At 65.3% G+C, this 1,747-nt stretch carries 2 protein-coding genes; both read right to left on the bottom strand.

Going from position 1 to position 1,747, the window contains the following annotated elements:
- Nucleotides 1-601: carboxylesterase family protein (locus tag LQV45_RS30070; protein ID WP_230010856.1), on the bottom strand; the 601-nt coding region annotated here is incomplete at its 3' end.
- A 23-nt stretch (nt 602-624) separates the two neighbouring features.
- The coding region (locus LQV45_RS30075) for a replication-associated recombination protein A (protein WP_290370363.1) at nt 625-1,747 on the bottom strand (1,123 nt) is incomplete at its 5' end.

Below are 1,747 nucleotides of genomic sequence, written 5' to 3' on the forward strand. Positions count from 1 at the left end.
ATGCTCCACCGGAGAATGCTGCGATGTGGTGGTAAAGGCCGTCTGCTGCGGGGGCTGCGAGGAGCGCGGTCGCCGAGTAGGCGCCGGCGCTGTGACCGGTGACGGTGACATTGTTCGGGTCGCCGCCGAAGCGGGCGATGTTCTCTCTCACCCACTGGAGGGCGGTGATGATGTCCTGGATGGCGAGGTTCGTGGCGTCTTCGAGTGCTCCGCCGTAGTGGGAGAGGGAGAGCCAGCCGAAGGGGCCGAGTCGGTAGTTCAGCGAGACGCCGACGGCACGGCCGGTTGCGGCGAGGCCGGAGGCGTTTGAGGTGGTCTGGGTGTTCGCTCCCATCTCGAATCCGCCGCCGTAGATGTAGACGATGACGGGGAGCGGTTCGTCGGCGGCGTCTTCGGGTGCCCACACGTTGAGGTTGAGGCAGTCTTCGCTGAATCCGTTGTCGGCCTCGAGCCATGTGGGGGCGCCTGCCTGAAGGGGTGCGGGTCCCTTCTGCTCGTAGGGCGCGTCAGGGTTGAAGGGCAGCAAGTCGGGGCTGTGGAAGCGTTCTGCGGTGGCGAAGGGGACGCCGAGCCAGGAGCGGATGGGGTGTGATTTGGACATGTGGTGAGCCTTTCGAGCGGTGGTCAGTTGTCTTCGGGCGGTGTCGTCGCGGCACCGGGTTGGTCGTTGCGCAGCTGTGCCCAGTGGCGTAACCGTTCGGTGATGGCTCGCTCGTACCCGAGCGTGGTGGGTTCGTAGAACGTCTCCCGGGTCAGGCCATCGGGGAAGTAGTTTGCGCCGGAGAACCCGGTCTCAGTGTCGGGGTCGTATTCGTAGCCCTTGCCGTAGCCGAGGTCTTTCATGAGTCGGGTCGGGGCGTTGAGGATGTGTGCAGGCGGCATCAGCGATCCGGTGCGTTTGGCAGCGGCGCGCGCCTTGTCGAATCCGCGGTACACGCCGATCGACTTCGGCGCAGTTGCCAGGTAGATGACGGCTTGGGCGATTGCGAGTTCTCCCTCGGGCGAACCGAGGCGGTCATAGACATCCCAGGCCGCGAGGGCCTGTTGGACGGCGTTCGGGTCGGCCATACCGATGTCTTCGGTGGCGAATCGTGTGATGCGGCGGGCGATGAACAGGGGGTCTTCACCGCCATCGAGCATTCGCGCCAACCAGTACAGGGCTGCGTCAGGGTCGGAACCGCGCATCGACTTGTGGAGCGCGGAGATGAGGTTGTAGTGGCCTTCCTGGGATTTGTCGTAGAGAGGTGCCCGTTTCTGCACGGCGGCGGCGAGGGCGGCCGGGCCGACGGGTGCGGGCAGGGCTTGCACCTGTTCGATCATGTTCAGCAAGTACCGGCCGTCACCGTCGGCCATCGCAGTCAGCGCCTCGCGAGCCTCATCAGTCAGCGGTAGAGGCCCGCCGATGAGTGCTTCGGCGCGCGTGATGAGGGTGCTGAGCGCGGCGTCGTCGAGGCGTTTCAGAACAAAACCCTGGCATCGGGACAACAGCGCGCCGTTGAGTTCGAAGCTGGGGTTCTCCGTGGTCGCGCCGACGAGGACGACGGTGCCATCTTCGACAAAAGGCAAGAACGAGTCTTGCTGGGCGCGGTTGAAGCGGTGGATCTCGTCGACGAACAGCAGCGTGCCCTGACCGACCTCGCGCCGACGCTGCGCGAGCGCAAACACCTTTCGAAGGTCCGCGACGCCGGAGAAAGTGGCGGAGAGCTGTTCGAACGCAAGGTCAGTCTCCTCGGCGAGGAGCCTCGCG

The organism is Microbacterium sp. Bi128 (assembly GCF_918698205.1).